Origin of the sequence: Burkholderia sp. MSMB1589WGS, assembly GCF_001636105.1 — a bacterium.
Lineage (GTDB): Bacteria > Pseudomonadota > Gammaproteobacteria > Burkholderiales > Burkholderiaceae > Burkholderia > Burkholderia humptydooensis.
In genome coordinates this window covers 1,475,483-1,492,744 of the sequence record NZ_LNJT01000007.1, presented here as the reverse complement: position 1 = coordinate 1,492,744, position 17,262 = coordinate 1,475,483, and the positions used below count along the sequence as shown (strand labels likewise).

General features: G+C 67.8%; 13 protein-coding genes. 12 read left to right on the top strand and 1 reads right to left on the bottom strand.

Features of this window, described 5'->3' with window-relative positions:
* The first annotated feature begins 17 nt into the window (after positions 1-17).
* From murD to lpxC, 10 genes are all read left to right on the top strand, one after another.
* Positions 18-1,532 carry a UDP-N-acetylmuramoyl-L-alanine--D-glutamate ligase gene (murD, locus tag WT16_RS14825; RefSeq protein ID WP_063533865.1) on the top strand — a complete coding sequence of 505 codons (1,515 nt, stop codon included), beginning with the start codon at positions 18-20 and terminating at the stop codon, positions 1,530-1,532.
* A complete protein-coding gene (gene ftsW / locus WT16_RS14820; protein ID WP_015600547.1) occupies positions 1,529-2,821 on the top strand; it encodes a putative lipid II flippase FtsW in 1,293 nt (430 codons plus the stop codon). Before murD ends, ftsW begins: the two co-directional genes overlap by 4 nt.
* The gene (gene murG, locus WT16_RS14815) at positions 2,818-3,921 is read left to right on the top strand and encodes an undecaprenyldiphospho-muramoylpentapeptide beta-N-acetylglucosaminyltransferase (RefSeq protein ID WP_063533600.1); all 1,104 of its coding nucleotides are present in this window, start codon (positions 2,818-2,820) and stop codon (positions 3,919-3,921) included. The genes ftsW and murG overlap by 4 nt, the downstream gene beginning before the upstream one ends.
* Positions 3,918-5,315, top strand: a complete 1,398-nt coding sequence (gene murC, locus WT16_RS14810; RefSeq protein WP_063533599.1) for a UDP-N-acetylmuramate--L-alanine ligase — start codon at positions 3,918-3,920, stop codon at positions 5,313-5,315. Before murG ends, murC begins: the two co-directional genes overlap by 4 nt.
* A 1-nt stretch (position 5,316) precedes the next feature.
* On the top strand, positions 5,317-6,255 hold the full coding sequence (locus WT16_RS14805) for a D-alanine--D-alanine ligase (protein WP_006025152.1): 939 nt from the start codon (positions 5,317-5,319) through the stop codon (positions 6,253-6,255).
* A gap of 20 nt (positions 6,256-6,275) precedes the next feature.
* Complete coding sequence (locus tag WT16_RS14800) at positions 6,276-7,028, top strand: cell division protein FtsQ/DivIB (RefSeq protein WP_063533598.1); 753 nt, start codon at positions 6,276-6,278, stop codon at positions 7,026-7,028.
* A gap of 26 nt (positions 7,029-7,054) precedes the next feature.
* Entirely contained in the window at positions 7,055-8,287 is a 1,233-nt protein-coding gene (gene ftsA / locus WT16_RS14795; protein WP_006025154.1) for a cell division protein FtsA, read from the top strand.
* A 109-nt stretch (positions 8,288-8,396) separates the two neighbouring features.
* Complete coding sequence (gene ftsZ / locus WT16_RS14790; protein WP_006025155.1) at positions 8,397-9,593, top strand: cell division protein FtsZ; 1,197 nt, start codon at positions 8,397-8,399, stop codon at positions 9,591-9,593.
* Between the two features lie 150 nt (positions 9,594-9,743).
* Positions 9,744-10,250, top strand: a complete 507-nt coding sequence (locus WT16_RS14785) for a peroxiredoxin (protein ID WP_059931110.1) — start codon at positions 9,744-9,746, stop codon at positions 10,248-10,250.
* A 241-nt stretch (positions 10,251-10,491) separates the two neighbouring features.
* Positions 10,492-11,409: a UDP-3-O-acyl-N-acetylglucosamine deacetylase gene (gene lpxC / locus WT16_RS14780; RefSeq protein WP_006025157.1), complete on the top strand. Its 918-nt coding sequence runs from the start codon at positions 10,492-10,494 to the stop codon at positions 11,407-11,409.
* Between the two features lie 727 nt (positions 11,410-12,136).
* Here the strand turns inward: lpxC and WT16_RS14775 are convergent.
* Positions 12,137-12,616, bottom strand: a complete 480-nt coding sequence (locus WT16_RS14775) for a DUF721 domain-containing protein (protein WP_006025158.1) — start codon at positions 12,614-12,616, stop codon at positions 12,137-12,139.
* A 446-nt stretch (positions 12,617-13,062) separates the two neighbouring features.
* Between WT16_RS14775 and secA the strand changes: the two genes are divergently transcribed.
* Together secA and argJ are read left to right on the top strand one after the other, a co-directional pair.
* Positions 13,063-15,855 (top strand): preprotein translocase subunit SecA, encoded by a 2,793-nt coding sequence (secA, locus tag WT16_RS14770; RefSeq protein ID WP_015600954.1) that lies wholly within the window; start codon positions 13,063-13,065, stop codon positions 15,853-15,855.
* Between the two features lie 155 nt (positions 15,856-16,010).
* Entirely contained in the window at positions 16,011-17,252 is a 1,242-nt protein-coding gene (gene argJ, locus WT16_RS14765) for a bifunctional glutamate N-acetyltransferase/amino-acid acetyltransferase ArgJ (protein ID WP_063533597.1), read from the top strand.
* The last annotated feature ends 10 nt before the right edge of the window (positions 17,253-17,262 follow it).

Here is a 17,262-nt window from a genome sequence, read left to right as displayed (position 1 = left end):
TAAGGATGTTTGGCGAGATGTTCGGAGATCGGCAGCGGCCGATGGTGCTCGTGCTGGGGCTCGGCGAATCGGGCCTCGCGATCGCGCGGTGGTGCGCGAGGCACGGGTGCCGGCTGCGCGTCGCCGATACGCGCGAGACGCCGCCCAACCTTGCCGCGTTGACGGCGGCGGGCATTGACGCCGAATTCGTCGGCGGCGCGTTTTCGCCGGCGCTCATCGACGGCGGGATCGAGCTTGTCGCGCTGAGCCCCGGTCTGTCGCCGCTCGCGGAAGATCTCGCGCCGCTCGTCGCCGCCGCGCGCGCGCGGGGCATTCCCGTGTGGGGCGAGCTCGAGTTCTTCGCGCAGGCGCTCGCGACGCTCGGCGCGAACGGCTACGCGCCGAAGGTGATCGCGATCACCGGCACGAACGGCAAGACGACGACGACGAGCCTCGCGGGGCTCTTGTGCGAGCGCGCGGGCAGGAAGGTCGCGGTCGCGGGCAACATCAGCCCGTCGATGCTCGACAGGCTGACCGAGGCGATCGACGCGGCCGCGCTGCCGGACGTGTGGGTGCTCGAGCTGTCGAGCTTCCAGCTCGACACCGCGCACACGTTCGCGCCCGACGCGGCGACGATCCTCAACATCTCGCAGGACCATCTCGACTGGCACGGCGGCTTCGCCGCGTATGCGGCCGCGAAGGGCCGGATCTTCGGGCCGCGCACCGTGCGCGTGCTCAACCGCGACGATGCCGAGGTGATGAAGTTCGCGCCGCCCGCCGCGGCCGCCGACGCGCCGCGCGCGATCACGTTCGGCCTGAACGAGCCGAGCGCCGATGGCGATTACGGCCTGCTGCGCGAAAACGGCATTGCATGGCTCGTCGAGGCGGTCGATCGCGACGCGGCCGATGCGCCCGCCACGCCGTCGCGCCGCCGCAAGCAGGAAGCGGCGCATTCGCCCGACATCGCGCTCAAGCGCCTGATGCCCGCCGACGCGTTGCGCATCCGCGGGCTGCACAACGCGGCGAACGCGCTCGCGGCTTACGCGCTTGCGCGCGCAATTGACCTGCCGGCCGCGCCGCTGTTGCACGGCCTGCGCGAATACCGCGGCGAGCCGCACCGCGTCGAGGTGATCGCGACGCTCGACGGCGTCGATTATGTGGACGACAGCAAGGGCACGAACGTCGGCGCGACGGTGGCGGCGCTCGACGGGCTCGCGCAGCGCACGGTGCTGATCGCAGGCGGCGACGGCAAGGGCCAGGATTTCGAGCCGCTCGCGGCGCCCGTCGCGCGCTGGTGCCGCGCGGTGATGCTGATCGGCCGCGACGCGCCCGCGCTTCGCGAAGCGCTCGCCGACACGGGCGTGCCGCTTGCCGATCACGCGACGCTCGAAGCCGCGGTGCGCGCGGCGAGCGCGCTCGCGCAGCCGGGCGACGCGGTGCTGCTGTCGCCCGCATGCGCGAGCCTCGACATGTTCCGCAATTACGCACATCGGGCCGACGTGTTCCACAGCGCGGTCGAAGACATCGCTTTGGAAAAAGGAACGACGCTATGAGCTGGTCCGATCGCCTCGTTTCCCGCTTCAACGGCGCCCGTGACGCGGGCGGCGGCGCCGCGCCGCGCACCGCCGCGCGGGCGGCCTCGGGCGCGCGCGCCACGGCGGGCGGCCTCGCGAGCGTCGTCAACGGCGCGCGTCCGACCCGCTCGCGGATGCTCGACTTCGACTACTCGCTGCTGTGGGTGTCGATCGCGCTCCTCGGGCTCGGCGTCGTGATGGTGTACTCGGCGTCGATCGCGATGCCGGATTCGCCGAAATACGCGTCGTATCACGATTACGCGTTCCTGCTGCGCCACTGCGTGTCGCTCGTCGTCGCGTTCGTCGCGGCGGTGATCACGTTCCGCGTGCCGGTGTCGACGTGGGACAAGTACGCGCCGCATCTCTTCCTGATCGCGCTCGTCGGCCTCGTGATCGTGCTGATCCCGCACGTCGGCAAGGGCGTGAACGGCGCGCGCCGCTGGATTCCGCTCGGCATCACGAACATGCAGCCGTCGGAAATCATGAAGCTCGCGGTGACGATCTACGCGGCGAACTACACGGTCCGCAAGCAGGAGTACATGCAGAGCTTCGCGAAGGGCTTTTTGCCGATGGCGTGCGCGGTCGGCTTGGTCGGCGCGCTGCTGCTGCTCGAGCCGGACATGGGCGCGTTCATGGTGATCGCCGCGATCGCGATGGGCGTGCTGTTCCTCGGCGGCGTGAACGGCAAGCTGTTCGGCGGTCTTGTCGCGACGGCGGTCGGCACCTTCACGATGCTCGTGTGGCTGTCGCCGTGGCGGCGCGAGCGGATCTTCGCGTATCTCGATCCGTGGGACGAGCGCTACGCGCAGGGCAAGGCGTACCAGCTCACGCACTCGCTGATCGCGTTCGGGCGCGGCGAGTGGTTCGGCGTCGGCCTGGGCGGCAGCGTCGAAAAGCTCAACTACCTGCCGGAAGCGCATACCGACTTCATTCTCGCCGTGATCGGCGAGGAGCTCGGCTTCATCGGCGTGCTCGTCGTGATCCTGCTGTTCTACTGGATCGTGCGCCGCGCGTTCGAGATCGGCCGCCAGGCGCTCGCGCTCGACCGCACGTTCGCGGGGCTGATGGCGAAGGGCGTCGGCATCTGGTTCGGCGCGCAGGCGTTCATCAACATGGGCGTGAACCTCGGCCTTCTGCCGACCAAGGGCCTCACGCTGCCGCTCGTGAGCTACGGCGGCTCGGGCATTCTGCTGAACTGCGTGGCGCTCGCGGTGCTCTTGCGCGTCGATTACGAGAACCGGGTGCTGATGCGGGGAGGGAAGGTATGACCTCGACGCAGCGCACGCTGATGGTGACGGCGGGCGGCACCGGGGGGCACGTGTTCCCCGGGCTCGCGGTCGCGCACCGGATGGAGGCGCAGGGCTGGCGCGTCGTGTGGCTTGGCAATCCGGCCGGCATGGAAGCGACGCTCGTGCCGAAGCACGGGATTCCGATGGAATACGTGCGCTTCGGCGGGCTGCGCGGCAAGGGCCTGAAGACGAAGCTCGCGCTGCCGTTCAATCTGCTGCGCGCGTGCGCGCAGAGCCTGCGCGCGCTGCGCCGCGTGAAGCCCGACGTCGTGCTCGGCATGGGCGGCTACATCACGTTTCCGGCCGGCCTCGTGACCGTGCTGACGGGCCGCCCGCTCGTGCTGCACGAGCAGAACTCGATCGCCGGCCTGACGAACAAGGTGCTCGCGAAGCTCGCGAAACGCGTGCTCGTCGCGTTCCCGGGCGCGTTGCCGAACGCCGAATGGACGGGCAATCCGATTCGCGCGGAACTTGCGCGCACGGAACCGCCCCAGGCACGCTATGCGGCGCGCAGCGGGAAGCTGAAGCTGCTCGTCGTCGGCGGCAGTCTCGGCGCGGCCGCGCTGAACGAAGTCGTGCCGCGCGCGCTTGCGCGCCTCGCGCCTGACGAGCGGCCGCAGGTCGTGCATCAGGCGGGCGCGAAGCACATCGATACGCTCAAGGAGAACTACGAAGCCGCGGGCCTTTCCTGCGGCAGCGACGTCGCGCTCGTGCCGTTCATCGACGACATGGCGTCCGCGTATGCGAACGCGGACCTCGTGATCTGCCGCTCGGGCGCGATGACGGTCGCGGAGATCGCGGCGGTCGGGGTTGCGGCGCTGTTCGTGCCGTTCCCGCACGCGGTCGACGATCATCAGACGACCAACGCCGAGTTCCTTGCCGGGCAAGGCGCGGCGGTGCTCGTGCAACAACGCGACCTGTCGGCCGAGCTGCTCGCCGACTGGCTGCGCGGCCAGTCGCGGGAATCGCTCGCGGCGATGGCCGAACGTTCGCGCTCGCTCGCGAAGCCGGACGCCACCGACGAAGTCGCGCGCGTGTGCGCAGCGGTGGCGAGCGCGAACCTGGAAGGAAAGCAATGAAACACATCGTCAAACACATTCATTTCGTCGGGATCGGCGGCGCGGGCATGAGCGGCATCGCCGAAGTGCTCGTGAACCTGGGCTACAAGGTGAGCGGCTCCGATCTCGCGCGCAACGCGGTGACCGAGCGCCTCGAGGCGCTCGGCGCGCGCGTGTCGATCGGCCACGATGCGGCGAACATCGAAGGCGCGAACGCTGTGGTCGTGTCGACCGCGGTGCGCTCGGACAACCCGGAAGTGCTCGCCGCGCGCCGCCTGCGCGTGCCGATCGTGCCGCGCGCGGTGATGCTTGCGGAGCTGATGCGCCTGAAGCAGGGGATCGCGATCGCCGGCACGCACGGCAAGACGACGACGACGAGCCTCGTCGCGAGCGTGCTCGCCGCGGGCGGGCTCGATCCGACGTTCGTGATCGGCGGGCGCCTCACGAGCGCCGGCGCGAACGCGCGGCTCGGCACGGGCGACTTCATCGTCGCGGAAGCCGACGAGTCGGACGCGTCGTTCCTGAACCTGTATCCGGTGATCGAGGTCATCACGAACATCGACGCCGATCACATGGACACCTACGGCCACGACTTCGCGCGGCTCAAGCAGGCGTTCATCGAATTCACGCAGCGGCTGCCGTTCTACGGCAGCGCAGTGGTGTGCATCGACGACGCGAACGTGCGGCAGATCGTGCCGCTGATCTCGAAGCCCGTCGTGCGCTACGGCTTCTCCGCGGACGCGCAGGTGCGCGCGGAGAACGTCGAGGCACGCGACGGCCGGATGCATTTCACGGTGCTGCGCGACGGGCGCGAGCCGCTGCCCGTCGTCCTGAACCTGCCCGGCCTGCACAACGTGCAGAACGCGCTCGCCGCGATCGCGATCGCGACCGATCTCGACGTCGCCGACGCGGCGATCCAGCAGGCGCTCGCGGAATTCAACGGCGTCGGCCGGCGCTTCCAGCGCTACGGCGAGATCGCGGCGGCGGGCGGCGGCGCGTACACGCTGATCGACGACTACGGCCATCACCCGGTCGAGATGGCGGCGACGATCGCGGCGGCGCGCGGCGCGTTCCCGGGCCGCCGGCTCGTGCTGGCGTTCCAGCCGCACCGCTACACGCGCACGCGCGACTGCTTCGACGATTTCGTCAACGTGCTGTCGACGGTCGACGCGCTCGTCCTGACCGAGGTGTACGCGGCGGGCGAGGCGCCGATTTCGACCGCGAACGGCGATGCGCTGTCGCGCGCGCTGCGCGCGGCGGGCAAGGTCGAGCCGATGTTCGTCGCGGCGGTCGACGAGGTGCCGGACGCGCTCGCGAAGCTCGCGCGCGCCGGCGACGTGGTGATCACGATGGGCGCGGGCTCGATCGGCGGGGTGCCGGGCAAGCTTGCGCAGAACACGCAACAGAAGGGATGAGATGAGCGGGATCGATCCGAAACGTTTCGGCAAGGTGGCGGTGCTGCTCGGCGGGGAATCCTCCGAGCGCGAGGTGTCGCTGAACTCCGGCCGGCTGGTGCTGCAGGGCCTGCGCGACGCGGGCATCGACGCGCATCCGTTCGATCCGGCGCAGCGGCCGCTCGCGGCGCTCAAGGACGAAGGCTTCGTGCGCGCGTTCAACGCGCTGCACGGCGGCTACGGCGAGAACGGCCAGATCCAGGGCGCGCTCGATTTCTACGGCATCCGCTACACGGGCAGCGGCGTGCTCGGCTCGGCGCTCGGGCTCGACAAGTTCCGCACGAAGCTCGTCTGGCAGCAGACGGGCGTGCCGACGCCGCCGTTCGAGACGGTCATGCGCGGCGACGACTACGCGGCGCGCGCGCAGGACATCGTCGCGAAGCTCGGCGTGCCGCTCTTCGTGAAGCCGGCGAGCGAGGGCTCGAGCGTCGCGGTCGAGAAGGTGAAAAGCGCCGATGCGTTGCCCGCCGCACTGGAAGAGGCGGCGAAGCACGACAAGATCGTGATCGTCGAGAAGAGCATCGAGGGCGGCGGCGAGTACACCGCGTGCATCGCCGGGGATCTCGATCTGCCGCTCATCAAGATCGTGCCCGCGGGCGAGTTCTACGACTATCACGCGAAATACGTCGCGAACGACACGCAGTACCTGATTCCGTGCGGCCTCGACGCGGCAAGGGAAGCCGAATTCAAGCGCGTCGCGCGCCGCGCGTTCGACGTGCTCGGCTGCGCGGACTGGGGCCGCGCGGATTTCATGCTCGACGCCGCCGGCAACCCGTATTTCCTCGAAGTGAACACCGCGCCGGGGATGACCGATCACTCGCTGCCGCCGAAGGCGGCGCGCGCGGTCGGCATCAGTTATTCGGAGCTGGTGGTGAAAGTGCTGTCGCTCACGCTCGATTGATGCAGGACCGGACCTGAACCATGTGGAATAACGTTCGCCAGCTCAACCTTGCCGCCAGCGCGTTGTACGCGCTGCTGCTGCTCGTGTTGGCGGCGGCCGGCTGCTACTGGCTGATCCAGCGCCCGGCGTTCGCGCTGCGCGAAATCCGGATCGACGGCGACACCGAGCACATCAACGCGCCGACCGTGCGCGCGGGCGTCGTCGGGCGGCTGAAGGGCAACTTCTTCACGGTCGATCTCGATCTCGCGCGCGTCGCGTTCGAGCAGATGCCGTGGGTGCGCCACGCGAGCGTGCGCCGGGTGTGGCCGAACGCGCTCGCCGTGACGCTCGAGGAGTACAGGCCGCTCGGGACGTGGGGCAACGATCAGCTCGTGAGCGTCGACGGCGAGCTCTTCACGGCGAACCAGGGCGAGCTCGACGCGGAGCTGCCGTCGTTCGACGGCCCCGAGGGCAGCGCGAAGGAAGTCGTCGCGCGCTATCGCGACTTCGCGAAATGGTTTGCGCCGATCCACGCGAGCCCGGAGGAAGTGACGCTGTCGCCGCGCTACGCATGGACGGTGAAGCTGTCGAACGGCATGCAGGTCGAGCTCGGCCGCGAGCGCAACAGCGACACGCTGCCCGACCGGATCCAGCGCCTCGTCGCCGCGTGGCCCTCGGTCACGCAGCGCTGGGGCGGCGACATCGAATACGCGGATCTTCGCTATCCGAACGGATTCGCGATCCGCGCGGTGGGCATGCGGTTCCTGGCCGACACCGACAAGGGCAAGAAGTAACACGACATCACACGCAAGAGCACTCTATGAGCAAAGACTACAAGGATCTGCTGGTTGCCCTCGACATCGGCACGTCGAAGGTGGTGGCCGTCGTCGCCGAGCTGAAGGGCGAGGGCCACTATGAGGTCATCGGCCTCGGCCAGAGCGAGTCGAAGGGGCTGAAGAAGGGCGTGGTGGTGAACATCGAGGCCACCGTCCAATCGATCCAGCGCGCGCTCGAGGAAGCCGAGCTGATGGCCGACTGCAAGATCACCAACGTCTTCACCGGCATCGCCGGCAGTCACATCCGCAGCTTCAACTCGAGCGGGATGGTTGCGATCAAGGAGAAGGAGGTCACGCAGACCGACGTCGCGCGCGTGATCGAAACCGCGAAGGCGATCAACATCCCGACCGACCAGCAGGTGCTGCACATCCTCACGCAGGAATTCATCATCGACGGCCAGGAGGACGTGCGTGAGCCGATCGGCATGAGCGGCATCCGCCTCGAGGTGAAGGTGCACATCGTGACGGGCGCGGTGAGCGCCGCGCAGAACATCGTCAAGTGCGTGCGCCGCTGCGGGCTCGAAGTGAACGACCTGATCCTGCAGCCGCTCGCGTCGTCGCTCGCGGTGCTGACGGAGGACGAGAAGGACTTGGGCGTCGTGCTCGTCGACATCGGCGGCGGCACGACCGACATCGCGATCTTCGCCGAAGGCGCGATTCGCCACACGGCGGTGATTCCGATCGCGGGCGACCAGATCACGAGCGACATCGCGATGGCGCTGCGCACGCCGACGCCCGACGCCGAAGACATCAAGGTCGGCTACGGGATCGCGAAGCAGGCGCTCGCCGATCCGGACGAGATGGTCGAGGTGCCGGGCCTGGGCGAACGCGGCCCGCGCACGCTGTCGCGGCAGGCGCTCGCGGCCGTCGTCGAGCCGCGCGTCGAGGAACTGTTCTCGCTCGTGCAGCAAGTCGTGCGCGAGTCCGGTTACGAAGAGTTACTCAGTTCCGGTGTCGTGCTCACGGGCGGGGCTGCGATGATGCCCGGCATGGTCGAGCTGGGCGAAGACATTTTCCTGAAGCCGGTGCGCATCGGCGCGCCGGAATACGCGGGCGGGCTCTCGGACGTCGTGCGCAATCCGCGCTATTCGACGGCGATGGGGCTGCTCGTCGAGGGCAGCGCTCAACGGATGCGCGGCCGCAAGGTCGCCGTGCAATCCGGTTCCGCGGGGCAGATCTTCTCGCGGATGAAGGAGTGGTTCCTGAGCAATTTCTGACTGTTTTCGACATTCGCGCCGGTGCCGGCGGCCGGCGCGCGACGGAGGGTTGCCCGATCTTCCGCCGAATAACGGCCGAGTAGCGGTTCTTTTCTTGACGGAGGCAACAATGGAATTCGAAATGCTGGAAACCGAAACCAACGGCACGATCATCAAGGTGATCGGCGTTGGCGGCGCAGGTGGCAACGCGGTGCAGCACATGATCAACAAGGGCGTGCAGGGCGTCGATTTCATCGTGATGAACACCGACGCGCAGGCGCTGTCGCGCGCGCGCGCGCCGTCCGTGATCCAGCTCGGCAACACCGGCCTCGGCGCCGGCGCGAAGCCGGAGATGGGCCGTGCGGCGGCCGAGGAGGCGCGCGAGCGGATCGCCGACGCGCTGCGCGGCGCGCACATGGTGTTCATCACGGCCGGCATGGGCGGCGGCACCGGCACCGGAGCCGCGCCCGTCGTCGCGCAGATCGCGAAGGAGATGGGCATTCTGACCGTCGGTGTCGTGAGCAAGCCGTTCGAGTTCGAAGGCGGCAAGCGGATGCGCGTCGCGGAAGCCGGTTCGCAGCAACTGGAGGATCACGTCGATTCGCTGATCGTCGTCCTGAACGACAAGCTGTTCGAGGTGATGGGCGACGACGCCGAGATGGACAAGTGCTTCCAGTGCGCTGACGACGTGCTCAACAACGCGGTGGCGGGCATCGCCGAGATCATCAACGTCGACGGCCTCGTGAACGTCGACTTCGAAGACGTGAAGACGGTGATGGGCGAGCAGGGCAAGGCGATGATGGGCACGGCGACGGTTGCCGGCGTCGATCGCGCGCGCCTGGCGGCCGAGCAGGCGGTCGCGAGCCCGCTGCTCGAAGGCGTCGATCTGTCGGGCGCGCGCGGCGTGCTCGTCAACATCACGTCGAGCCGCTCGCTGCGTCTGTCGGAAACGCGCGAAGTGATGAATACGATCAAGAGCTACGCGGCCGACGACGCGACCGTGATCTTCGGCGCCGTGTACGACGACGCGATGGGCGACGCGCTGCGCGTGACCGTCGTCGCGACAGGCCTCGGCCGCGCGGCGAAGAAGCAGCAGTCCGCGCCGATGACGCTGCTGCGCACCGGCACGGACAATCAGCCGATCAGCGCGGCGCCGCAGGGCTACGCGGCTTCGCATCACGTGAGCACGGGCGACTACGGCGCGTTCGATACGCCGGCCGTGTGGCGCAACTCGCGCGAGACGGCGGCGTCGCACGTGCAGGCGCTGCAGGAGAAGGGTGTCGACACGTACGACATTCCGGCATTCCTGCGCAAGCAGGCCGACTGACGCGCGCGAGGCTTCGCGCCGCGCGGTTTCGCGCGCGGCACGAGCCGACGTGACGGATGAAACGGCTGACGACAGGCCGCGTCGCTTCGCGACGCCGGGCCGGGCCGCGTCGTCTGTCGCGAACGACCGTATCGCTATGAAGGACCAGGCATGATTCAAGTGGGCGACACGCTGCCCGACGCGCAGCTCTTCGAGTATCTCGACGACGCGCGCGCGGGCTGCACGCTGGGGCCGAACGCCTTTGGCGTGCGCGAGCAGGCGGCGGGAAAGCGCGTGGTGATCTTCGGATTGCCGGGCGCGTTCACGCCGACCTGTTCGGCGCAGCATGTGCCGGGCTACGTCGCGCATGCCGAGCCGTTGCGCTCGGCGGGCATCGACGAGATCTGGTGCGTTGCCGTCAACGACGCATTCGTGATGGGCGCTTGGGGACGCGATCTGCACACCGCGGGCAAGGTGCGCATGATGGCGGACGGCAGCGCGGCTTTCACTCATGCGCTGGGACTGACGCAGGACCTGTCCGCGCGCGGCATGGGGATTCGTTCCCGACGCTACGCGATGGTGGTCGACGACGGCGTGGTCAAGACGCTGTTCGTCGAAGCGCCGGGCAAGTTCGAAGTGAGCGATGCGGCCAGCGTGCTGGCCAGTTTGACGCGCTGAACGACGCGTGCGGCGTTGCCTTTGGGCAACGCCGCGGCGTGCCCGACACGCGGTTGTAACACGGGTCGACGACCGGGAACGCCTCCGTTCCGGGCGTCGGCCCGTCTCGCATTTCCGCAGGGTAATGCGCCGAAACAGTTTGAAACGTCGATCATCACGACGCGAAATAGGGATTTACGCTATAATCCCACCTATCGAATAAAACTCCTGATTGATATTCTCAATCAAGAAGACAGTGACCATGTTGAAGCAGCGCACCATCAAATCGATCGTCAAGACCGTCGGCATCGGCGTGCACTCGGGCCGCAAGGTCGAACTGACGCTTCGCCCTGCGGCGCCCGACACGGGCATCGTGTTCTCGCGCGTCGATCTGCCGACGCCCGTCGACATTCCCGCTTCGGCGCTGTCGATCGGCGACACGCGGCTCGCGTCCGTGCTGCAGAAGGATGGCGTGCGCGTGTCGACGGTCGAGCATTTGATGTCGGCGTGCGCGGGCCTCGGCATCGACAACCTGTACGTCGACGTGACGGCAGAGGAAATCCCGATCATGGACGGCAGCGCGGCGACGTTCGTGTTCCTGATCCAGTCGGCCGGCATCGAAGAGCAGAATGCGGCGAAGAAGTTCATCAAGGTGACGAAGCCTGTCGAGATTCGCGACGGCGACAAGTTCGCGCGTCTTGATCCGTACTTCGGCTTCAAGCTGAAGTTCACGATCGATTTCCGTCATCCGGCCGTCGACAAGACGGGCCAGGAGCTCGAGGTCGATTTCGCGAACACCTCGTACGTGCGCGAGATCGCGCGCGCGCGCACGTTCGGCTTCGCGCACGAAGTCGAGATGATGCGCGAGCTCGGGCTGGCGCGCGGCGGCAGCATGGACAACGCGATCGTGCTCGACGAGTACCGGATCCTCAACAACGACGGGCTGCGCTACGACGACGAGTTCGTCAAGCACAAGATGCTCGACGCGATCGGCGATCTGTACGTGATTGGCCATCCGCTCCTCGCGTCGTACACCGCGTACAAGTCGGGCCACGGATTGAACAACGCGTTGCTGCGCGAGCTGCTCGCGCACGAGGAAGCCTATGAGATCGTCACGTTCGACGATCCGAAGGCGGCGCCGACGGGCTTCGGCTTCGACGCGCAGACAGCGTTCGCGTGATGCGCTGACGCATTGCGCACGCGAGACGGCGACAAGAAGGTGGCCTGCGGGCCTAATGCCGTTCAGTTAACCGACTGAACGGCATTTTTGTTTGCGCCAACCGGTTGTAAACATGACGTGGCGATGTTAACTTTCATCGCCATGCCGACCGACGACCTCCGCCCGCTGGTTGAATCGCACCCGCCTTTCAGGTGGTGTGGCTGGTGATCGCGCTGGCGTTGCACCGGCATCAGTCGATCAGCGAGATCGTTGACGGGTTCTACGTCAACGGGCTGTCGCGGCTCGCGATGGACGGCACACGCTGCGCACGGCCGACAGCGCCGCCAACCGCGAGCATTTCGGGGCATCTGCGGCCACGCATGACCGGGTGGACAGCTATCCCCAACCGCGCGCGGTCACGCTGACGGCCATTCCTACCCACCTGGCGCGCGATACGGAATTTGGCCCTTGCGACGTCAACGAGAAGATCTCGGCACGCCAACTCATCCCGCGCGTGCCGGACCACACCATTACCGTGTTCGACAGAGGATTCCTGGCGACCCGGTTGCCGTGCAACCTGGTCTCGGGCAGTGAGAGCCGGCATTTCGGGCTGGCATCGCCGGTGCCGCGCGTGCGTCACAATGAATCGCGCATCGGCACTCGCACTCGCGCACGGGGACGGTCCGGCGGTCGGCTGCGGATGCGCCGTGCGGTACGTGCGGGCACGGCTTCCGCGTGGCGAGAAGGATCAGCGAGGCGTTTTCGTGTGGCGCGCGGCCATGCGCGCCAGCGCGCTTTGCAGCGGCGACGGCTCGAGCGCATCGGCGAGCTGGCGCAGCGCGTCGGTGCCGGCTGCCGACATCCGCGCCTGCTTCACGCGCGGCGGCTCGGGCGCGGGCTGCGGGCGCACGCGCACTTTCAGCGTGGCGATCGCCCATCCGCGCGCCTGAAGATCGGACAGCAGCCGCGGCTCGACTTGCCGCAACCGGGCGGCAAGCGCATTGTGCGCGGCGAACAGCGTGAGCGTGCCGTCCTTGATGAAGCCAGGCTCGACGTGGTTCGCCAGGTAGTCGGGGAGCAGCGCGACCAGATCCCGCTTCAGCGCCGCGACCTGCTCGACGCCCGCGCGCAGCGCGGCGAACGCGTCGGTGCGCTGGAGGACGTCGGCAGCCGCTCGCGGCCGCGACCAGTCGTTGGGGCGAAATAGCTGCTTCGGCGGTCGGTTCATGAGGAAAGTCGGCAGCGCGGCGTGATTGGGCGCATGACGGGCGACCGGATGGTGGAGCGATGCGACGATTGTACCGCGATGTCGTTTGGCGGCCGCGGGTATCGTTTGTCGGCTACGGCTACGGCTGCGGCCCGTCTTCCGACCCCGAACACCGACGCCAGGCGCGGGATCACCGGCGTGAGCCGATCGCCCGCGCCGCCTTTCGATGCGCCGCGCTTTCGAGCGCCCGAGATTCGCGCTCCGCCGCCCGTTCGCCGGTGAACTTCGGCTGCATGCCCGGCCCAGCCGCGCCCCACGGCGGCTGCCGCCGCCGACACCGGCGCGCCTTGGTGCGCGTGCTAAAATTCAACGTTTGAATTCACTTCTACGCTAAGCCGCCGAGGCTCGGCGCGCCGGGGAGGGCGTTCACCGCTCCGGGGCCGTTGCACCGACGCACACCCGATCCGATGACAACCGGTTTTCTTCAGAAAATTTTTGGCAGCCGCAATCAGCGGCTCGTCAAGCAATACCAAAAGGCCGTCGCGACGATCAACGCGCTCGAAACGCAGATCGAAAAGCTGACGGACGACCAGTTGCGCGGCAAGACAGGGGAGTTCCGTCAGCGCATCGCGGCGGGCGAGTCGCTCGACAAGCTCCTGCCCGAAGCGTTCGCCGTGTGCCGCGAGGCGAGCCGCCGCGTGCTGAAGATGCGCCACTTCGACGTGCAGATGATCGGCGGGATGGTGCTGCATTACGGCAAGATCGCCGAAATGCGCACGGGCGAGGGCAAGACGCTCGTCGCGACGCTCGCCGCGTATCTGAACGCGCTCGCCGGCCGCGGCGTGCACGTCGTGACGGTCAACGATTACCTCGCGCAGCGCGACGCCGAGTGGATGGGCCGCCTCTACAACTTCCTCGGGCTTTCCGTCGGCATCAACCTGTCGGGGATGGAGCACGACCAGAAGCAGGCGGCGTACGCGGCCGACATCACGTACGGCACGAACAACGAATTCGGTTTCGACTACCTGCGCGACAACATGGTCTACGAGACCGATTCGCGCGTGCAGCGGCCGCTCAACTTCGCGGTCGTCGACGAAGTCGACTCGATCCTGATCGACGAGGCGCGCACGCCGCTCATCATCTCGGGCCAGGCGGAGGACCACACCGAGCTGTACGTGCGGATGAACGCGCTGCCGCCGCTCCTCGAGCGCCAGATCGGCGAGGAGAAGGCGGACGGCACGGGCGTCGAGAAGCCGGGCGACTACACGCTCGACGAGAAGGGCCGCCAGGTGTTCCTGACCGAGTCGGGCCACGAGAAGGCCGAGCGGTTGCTCTCCGAATGGGGCTTGATCGGCGACGGCGAGAGCCTCTACGCGCCGCAGAACATCACGCTGATGCACCACGTGTACGCGGCGTTGCGCGCTCACACGCTGTTCCATCGCGATCAGCACTACGTCGTGCAGAACGGCGAAGTGATCATCGTCGACGAATTCACGGGCCGCCTGATGCCGGGCCGCCGCTGGTCCGACGGCCTGCACCAGGCGGTCGAGGCGAAGGAGCACGTGAAGATCCAGAGCGAGAACCAGACGCTCGCGTCGATCACGTTCCAGAACTACTTCCGGATGTACGCGAAGCTCGCGGGCATGACGGGCACGGCGGATACCGAGGCATACGAATTCAACGAGATCTACGGCCTCGAGACGGTCGTGATCCCGACCAACCGGCCGCCGAAGCGGATCGACAAGCAGGATCAGATCTACAAGACCGCGAAGGAGCGCTACGACGCGGTGATCCGCGACATCCGCGAGTGCCACGAGCGCGGCCAGCCCGTGCTCGTCGGCACGACGTCGATCGAGAACTCGGAGCTGCTGTCGCATCTGCTCAAGCAGGCGGGCCTGCCGCACGAGGTGCTGAACGCGAAGCAGCACGCGCGCGAAGCGGCGATCGTCGCCGAGGCCGGCCGGCCGAAGCGCGTCACGATCGCGACGAACATGGCGGGCCGCGGCACCGACATCGTGCTCGGCGGCAACGTCGAGAAGCAGGCGGCGTTCATCGAGGCCGACGAGTCGATTCCGGCCGACGAGCAGGCGCGCCGCATCCAGACGCTGCACGACGAATGGGAAACGCTGCACGAGCAGGTGAAGGCCGCGGGCGGCCTTCACATCATCGGCACCGAGCGTCACGAGTCGCGCCGGATCGACAATCAGTTGCGCGGCCGCGCGGGCCGTCAGGGCGATCCGGGCTCGTCGCGCTTCTACCTGTCGCTCGAGGACCCGCTGCTGCGCATCTTCGCGGGCGACCGCGTGCGCGCGATCATGGATCGCCTGAAGATGCCGGAGGGCGAGGCGATCGAAGCGGGCATCGTCACGCGTTCGATCGAATCGGCGCAGCGCAAGGTCGAGGCGCGCAACTTCGACATCCGCAAGCAACTGCTCGAATACGACGACGTGTCGAACGATCAGCGCAAGGTGATCTACCAGCAGCGCAACGAACTGCTCGAAGCGCACGACATCGCTGAAACGATCGGCGCGATGCGTCACGGCGTGATCTCGGAAGTGGTCCGCCAGTTCGTGCCGGCGGGCAGCATCGAGGAGCAGTGGGATTTGCCCGAGCTCGAAGAGACGCTGCGCAACGACTGGCAGCTCGACCTCGCGATCCAGGAAATGGTGAACGAGTCGTCGTCGATCAACGCGGACGAGATTCTCGACGCCGTCACGACGGCCGCCGACGAGCACTACGAGGCGAAGGTCGCGCTGGTCGGCCGCGAATCGTTCAGCGCGTTCGAGCGCTCGATCATGCTGCAGACGCTCGACCGCCTGTGGCGCGAGCACCTCGCGGCGCTCGATCATCTGCGTCAGGGCATCCACCTGCGCGGCTATGCGCAGAAGAACCCGAAGCAGGAATACAAGCGCGAGGCGTTCGAACTGTTCGCGGCGATGCTCGACGCGGTGAAGCAGGAAGTCACGCGGATCGTGATGAACGTGCAGATCCAGTCGCCCGAGCAGCTCGAGGAGGCGGCCGAGCAGATCGAGGAGCAGGGCGGCCAGCTCGGCAACGTCGAGTTCCAGCACGCCGATTTCGCGGCCGCCGCCGCGGCGACGGCGGGTGGCGCGGTGGTCGCGGACGCGACGGCCGAGATGGTCGGCCACGCGATGAGCCACAGCGGCCCAGGGGGCGAAGTGCCGCGGGTCGGCCGCAACGATCCGTGCCCGTGCGGCAGTGGCAAGAAGTACAAGCACTGTCACGGCAAGCTGAGCTGACGTGATCGAAGGCGGCGCGCGATGAGCGCGCCGCGTCGTCTGTGCGCAAGATTTTTTGAGGTGTGATGCGCGGCGGCGCGCGAGCGGCCGCCGGTTCTTCAATCCAATCGATGCCGGCTCGAACGCCGGCATTTTCCTTCGGGCAGGTGCTTCAGATGGCTGTCAATTTTCCCTCGATCGATCCCGCGCAATTGCATCCCGTCGCCGGCGTGACGCTCGGCTGGGCGGAGGCGAACATTCGCAAGCCGAACCGAAAGGACGTGCTCGTCGTCTCCGTCGACGAAGGCGCGACCGTGTCGGGCGTGTTCACCGAGAACCGCTTCTGCGCGGCGCCCGTGACGGTCTGCCGCGAGCATCTGGCGAAGGTGCGCGCGGGCGGCGCCGGCATTCGCGCGCTCGTCGTCAACACGGGCAACGCGAACGCGGGCACGGGCGAGCCGGGCCTCGCGCATGCGCGCGAGACGTGCGCGGCGCTCGCGCGCCTCGCGGGCATCGCCCCCGAGCAGGTGCTGCCGTTCTCGACGGGCGTGATCCTTGAGCCGCTGCCGATCGACCGCCTGAAGGCCGGCCTGCCCGCCGCGCTCGCGAACCGCGCGGCCGCGAACTGGCACGACGCCGCGCAGGCGATCATGACGACCGACACGCTGGCGAAGGCGGCGTCGCGCCAGGTGACGATCGACGGCCACACGATCACGCTGACGGGCATCAGTAAGGGCGCCGGGATGATCAAGCCGAACATGGCGACGATGCTCGGCTTCCTCGCGTTCGACGCGAAGGTCGCGCAGCCCGTGCTCGACGCGCTCGTGAGGGAAGTGGCCGACCGTTCGTTCAACTGCATCACGATCGACGGCGATACGTCGACGAACGACTCGTTCATCCTGATCGCGTCCGGCCGCGCGAGCCTGCCCGAGATCGCGTCGGCCGATTCGCCCGCGTATGCGGCGTTGCGCGACGCGGTGACGGCCGTCGCGCAGACGCTTGCACAACTGATCGTGCGCGACGGCGAAGGCGCGACGAAATTCATCACGGTGACGGTCGAAGGCGGCGCGAGCACTGCGGAGTGCCGCCAGATCGCGTATGCGATCGGCCATTCGCCGCTCGTGAAGACGGCGTTCTACGCGTCGGACCCGAATCTCGGCCGGATTCTCGCGGCGATCGGCTACGCGGGCGTCGCGGACCTCGACGTCGGCAAGATCGACCTGTATCTCGACGACGTGCTCGTCGCGAAGGCGGGCGGCCGCAATCCCGCGTATCTCGAGGAGGACGGCCAGCGCGTGATGAAGCAAAGCGAGATCGCGGTTCGCGTGCTGCTCGGCCGCGGCGATGCGCAAGCGACGATCTGGACTTGCGATTTGTCGCACGATTACGTCAGCATCAACGCCGACTATCGTTCGTAAGCGGCCGGGG